Below are 4,547 nucleotides of genomic sequence, written 5' to 3'. Positions count from 1 at the left end.
CCCTCGAGCAGCTCGCCGGAACCGATCTCGTACGACACGCCCTCGGCGCGGTCGATCTCGTTGCCGTCGATCGTGGCGACCAGGTCGAGCTCGACGAAGTCGCCGGTCTTTGCGGGGCGGTCGACGGTCACGAGCGTGCCGAAGCGCGCGCGCAGACGGTCGAGCTCGGCGTCGATGCCGGCCTCGTCGGCCTCGGCGGCGTCGACGGTCACCGTGATGGTGTCGTAGGCGGGCAGGTCGAACTCGGGGCGGACGTCGACCTCGACGTCGACGACCAGGTCGCCGGAGAAGTCCTTGAGCTCGGGCAGCTCGACGATCTCGGCGTTCGGGCGGCCGATGACGCGCAGCTCGTTGGCCTCGACGGCCTGGCGGTAGAACCCGTCGAGACCCTCGTTGACGGCGTGCTCGATGACGGCGCCGCGGCCCATGCGCTGGTCGATGATCGGCGCGGGAACCTTGCCCTTGCGGAAGCCCGGGATCTGCACGTCGCGCGCGATGTGCTCGTAGGCGTGGGCGATGCTCGGCTTGAGCTCGTCGGGCGAGACCGTGATGTGCAGCTTGACCCGGGTGGGGCTGAGCTTCTCGACGGTGCTGTTGACCATGCGGTTCGTTCTCCTCGTGTGGCCCGCGCGCACGCGGGGGCCGGCTAGGCCTGTGGTCTGTGGGGCCGTGACGTCGGGGCGACAGGATTTGAACCTGCGGCCTCCCGCTCCCAAAGCGGGCGCTCTACCAAGCTGAGCTACGCCCCGGGGCGGCGCGCGGCACGCGCCGACGAAACGACCGCTGAAAGTCTAGTCGATCGGCCTGGATGCGCCGATTTCTCCGCTCGATCCGTGTCGGACTCGGCCCTCGAGCGTTCGCGAGGCGCTGTCGGGTGTCGTACAGTAGAGGACGTCCGATGCTTCGTGGCCGCAAAGCCGCGAAAATCCGGGGCTGTAGCTTAGTGGTAAAGCCTCTGTCTTCCAAACAGATGATGCGAGTTCGATTCTCGTCAGCCCCTCTCCAATAACTGCCTGACCAGGCGGCATTTCCGTAGCTAGTTCAGTTCCTTCCGCTGGAGCCGAAACGCACTCGTGGCCAATTCGTGGCCAATAGCGTTTCGCAGCACCCGCTCTCCGGCGTAGAACGAATATGAACGGATCGAGCGTGGACAAGCGCAGCCATGGGCAAGGCCAAGTAACCCCGTACCGCGACGGCTTCAGACTGAGGTGGTCCGCTCCTGACGGGAGCCGTCCTTCCAAGGTCCTCAGACCGGCCACCAAGACACAGGCAGAGAAGGAGCTACGCCGCATCCTCTCGGAGGTCGAAAAGGGCGAGCACCAAGACGACCGACGTGGGTCGATGACGTTCGACGCCTTCTTCAAGGACTGGCTTGCCATCCGGGAGATGGAAGTCAGGCCGTCCACCTACCGGAACCTGGTGAGCATCCACCGGGCCGTCCTGAGTCCGACCTTCGGCTCCAAGAAGTTGGGTGCCATCACCGCGAAGGACGTGGATGTGTGGTGGGCGAGACAGAGCGTCCACCCGGTGCAGCGGCGCAACGCGTATTTCGCATTGAAAGGCGCAATGAGCCAAGCCGTGACGTGGGGCCTCATTGCCGTGTCGCCGTGCCAGGTGAAGAACGCAGGGAAGGACGAGTCGAAGGACAGGCCGACCTGGTCGGTTGCGGAGTTCGACGCGGTGCTCACCCACGTTCCTGAGTTCTACCGGCCTGCACTGCTCATCATGTTCGCGGGCCACCTTCGGCTGGGAGAGGCCATCGCTCTCAACTGGGCCGACGTCACGCGCGACGGAGTCGTGACGGTCACCAAGCAGAAGACCGGGATCGGCTACACGGCCGATACGAAGACGGGCCAACACAAGAAGATCCAGCTACTTCAGAGGGGCGTAGACGCCCTCCAGGCGCTGCCTCGCGGCTTCGGTGCCACTCCCCTGCTGGCGGGAGAGCGCGCCGAGCGGATGCCCCGCAGGAACCTTCAAGATGTCTGGAAGGAGGCGGTGGTCGAGGCGGGTCTGGAGAACTTCCGGGTGCACGATGTCCGGCATGTTGGGCTCTCTCTCGTCGCTGAGGCGGGAGCGTCCGAACGGGTCATCCAGGAGCGCGCGGGACATGCCTCCGCCACCTCGACCCGTCGCTACCTGCACACCAACGCACGCATGCACAGCGAAGCCGTGGAGAAGGTGGACGCGCTGGTGTCGAAGATCTCGAACAAGAGGAGCGCGTCATGACCGTCAGGTGCGCAGACGGCGTGCGGGCCGCCAGCTACGCCTACGGGCTCGGGTGCCGGTGCGACCCGTGCCGCGACTGGAACGCCGCCCGAAGCCGCCATGGCCGCGTACGGCGCGGCGCGGGAACGAAGAGCAAGTGGGACCGCCTCACCGTCGTGAAGAAGCGACACCCGAACCTCCAGCGGGATGCCGACGCAGCATTCCGAGCTGACTATCGCTATGCCGAAGCAATGGCCAAGGACTGGTGGCTCATGCAAAAGGGCGTTAGTGGAAACTAGGCAATAAAGAAAGCCCCTCTCGGCGGGAACTATCCCGGACCCGAGAGGGGCTTCTTGCGTGGTGACAAATCACGCGAGGTGAGACGACAAGGAATCACCCCCCAAGTGTATCGAGAAGCACTGACATTCACGTGTCTCCTAAAGCCGTGTGGGTCTGCCTCAGGACCTTGGAAATTGTCTCCCATAACCGTTCTCCTATAAGTCTGTGTATCCAGGGGGACGTAGTCCTCCCGTTGTGTCGATACTCCTTGCGAGCCGGGAATGACACCCCGGGAAGCGACGACCAGAAGGACACGACCATGAAGGACTTTCCCGTCCCGGACTACACCAGCAAGTTCGCACCGTCGTACTGGGAGCTGGTGGGTGACTGGTTCCGCCGTGTGGGCGGGGCATACCTGCGCAGCGTGGACACGATCCCCGACGCGCTCGACCTTGCGGACTGGCTGATGGAAGAGGCTCGACGCCGTGAGCCGCGTGGGCTGTATCCGGGCACTGGCTACCTGTCGGTCAAGGGCATGGCGGATGAGGACCTGGTCACTCGTGCGGAGGGCGTGGCGCAGTGGCTGCTGGACACCTTCAAGCCGGTCCAGCGTTTCAGCCGCGAGTCCGCTGCCAAGGGTGGGCGCACCAGCCGCCGCCCCAAGGTGCTGCTGAAGGCGTACGCAAAGCTGCTTCAGCGCCTCGCTGAGACCGGAGAAGTGCTCACCGCGGCCGAGATCGCCGAAGAGCTGGGATGCCGCCGTACGAGCGTGTACCGGCTCCAGAAGCAGCTTGTGACCACGGCGCTGGACCTAGCTCCCACCACCGACACCGACGACTTCGTCGCCGAGGTCGTGGAAGAGCTGGAGCCCGTCTCTGAGGCCGTGGAGGCGCGCATCACGACGATGGTCGAGCGCATGCCCGACACCGTGCCGACCACGTGGGTGGAGGTATTCGCTCTGGCCGAGCGAGAGCGCGAGGAGCGAGAACGAAGAGTCACGGTCGACGACTTCCAGGACTTGGAGGTGTGATCATGGCCACTTTCGACGTTTCCGGAAATATCCCTGTGTTCAGTCAGATGCCGCGCAGAGTTCGTCCCCGCCTTTACTCCGCCGCAGAGGCCATGGGCTATCGCAGCGCACACCGACGTATCCGACGCACACGCGGGCGCGCCGCCCTTCAGCTCTGTGTCGACTGCACTGCGCCAGCGGATACCTGGAGCTACAACGGCAATTCACCGTTCGAGCAGTCCGGCACAACGCGCAAGAAGCAGAAGACCGGCGTTGTCATCCAGATTCCCGTCACATGGAGCGCGTGCGTACAGGACTACTCACCACGTTGTTATTCATGCCACCGCAAGTTCGATGCCCCGAAGGAAAGCTGATGTCCAATTTCGCGAAACACGCTGAGCGAGTCACCCATTTCGGGATCGCGGTTACAGCGGGCCTGTTGGCCCTCACCGCCTGCACGCCGCAAGTCGACCGGGATGTCCAGGTAAACGACTGCACGGTGTCCGTCGCCACCCAGTACGTCACGCAGTACGGCCCGCTGGACGAGGTGACATGGGCGGCTCTGCGCGAGGAGTGCACACGCCAGGTCGAACGCGGTGAATGGCCGTGACCACCTACCACCGCAGCTCGCGCTGGATCACCTTCTCCAAAGCAGCACGGAAGGTGATCCAGCCCACGCTCCCCCGCCCATGCGTGGACCCCGCACCTGGGTGCCCGGGCCTGGTGCAGCCCAGCGACCAGTGGGACGTGGCCCACCTCCCTGGACATGAGGCACACCGCGCACCGTGGCTGCCGCTGTCCATCGACATGGTCGGCCCCGCCCATCGCCAGTGCAACCGCAGTCAGGGCGCACGCATGGGCCGAGCCAAGCAGCTAGCGCGTACCCGCAGTAAGTCGAAGCTGCCCGGACCTGAGTCCGGCTGGTGACGCGCAGTTAATCCGAACTTGCAGTTAGTGCGAACCCGCGAAACCGCATCTTTTGAGAAGTCGCCATAACCCGCCTACGGCCTCCAAGAGCGAACCCTCCCCGACCCTCAGGACCCCTCATGCG

5 protein-coding genes and 2 tRNA genes are annotated in these 4,547 nt (G+C 64.7%); 5 read left to right on the top strand and 2 right to left on the bottom strand.

From position 1 onward, the window contains the following. Positions 1-602, bottom strand: a 602-nt coding sequence (locus tag DBR36_RS14200; protein WP_308810964.1) for a trigger factor, incomplete at its 3' end; no start/stop codon positions are given. A gap of 73 nt (positions 603-675) precedes the next feature. Further along, a tRNA-Pro gene (locus tag DBR36_RS14195) sits at positions 676-749 on the bottom strand. Between the two features lie 180 nt (positions 750-929). Here DBR36_RS14195 and DBR36_RS14190 point away from each other — a divergent pair. The 5 genes from DBR36_RS14190 to DBR36_RS14175 all read left to right on the top strand — a co-directional run bounded on the left by DBR36_RS14190 (position 930) and on the right by DBR36_RS14175 (position 4,106). Next, positions 930-1,000: transfer RNA gene (locus DBR36_RS14190), tRNA-Gly, on the top strand. A gap of 146 nt (positions 1,001-1,146) precedes the next feature. Then, a complete protein-coding gene (locus DBR36_RS14185; protein ID WP_181373617.1) occupies positions 1,147-2,229 on the top strand; it encodes a site-specific integrase in 1,083 nt (360 codons plus the stop codon). A gap of 577 nt (positions 2,230-2,806) precedes the next feature. Further along, complete coding sequence (locus DBR36_RS14180) at positions 2,807-3,517, top strand: helix-turn-helix domain-containing protein (protein ID WP_108320424.1); 711 nt, start codon at positions 2,807-2,809, stop codon at positions 3,515-3,517. A 2-nt stretch (positions 3,518-3,519) separates the two neighbouring features. Next, positions 3,520-3,870, top strand: coding sequence for a hypothetical protein (locus DBR36_RS17405; RefSeq protein ID WP_146185374.1), 351 nt, complete (start codon positions 3,520-3,522; stop codon positions 3,868-3,870). Continuing rightward, positions 3,870-4,106 (top strand): hypothetical protein, encoded by a 237-nt coding sequence (locus tag DBR36_RS14175; RefSeq protein WP_108320422.1) that lies wholly within the window; start codon positions 3,870-3,872, stop codon positions 4,104-4,106. Before DBR36_RS17405 ends, DBR36_RS14175 begins: the two co-directional genes overlap by 1 nt. Positions 4,107-4,547 lie beyond the last annotated feature (441 nt).

Source organism: Microbacterium sp. HMWF026, assembly GCF_003061325.1.
In the GTDB taxonomy this organism is placed as follows: domain Bacteria; phylum Actinomycetota; class Actinomycetes; order Actinomycetales; family Microbacteriaceae; genus Microbacterium; species Microbacterium testaceum_E.
The sequence above is the reverse complement of the archived record's forward strand: the minus strand, read 5'-3'. Positions and strand labels throughout refer to the sequence as shown.

What these genes read in the sequence shown, in the direction of transcription:
- DBR36_RS14175 (WP_108320422.1), top strand. Translation starts at nt 3,870, where the DNA reads ATGTCCAATTTCGCGAAACACGCTGAGCGAGTCACCCATTTCGGGATC.
- DBR36_RS17405 (WP_146185374.1), top strand. Translation starts at nt 3,520, where the DNA reads ATGGCCACTTTCGACGTTTCCGGAAATATCCCTGTGTTCAGTCAGATG.
- DBR36_RS14180 (WP_108320424.1), top strand. Translation starts at nt 2,807, where the DNA reads ATGAAGGACTTTCCCGTCCCGGACTACACCAGCAAGTTCGCACCGTCG.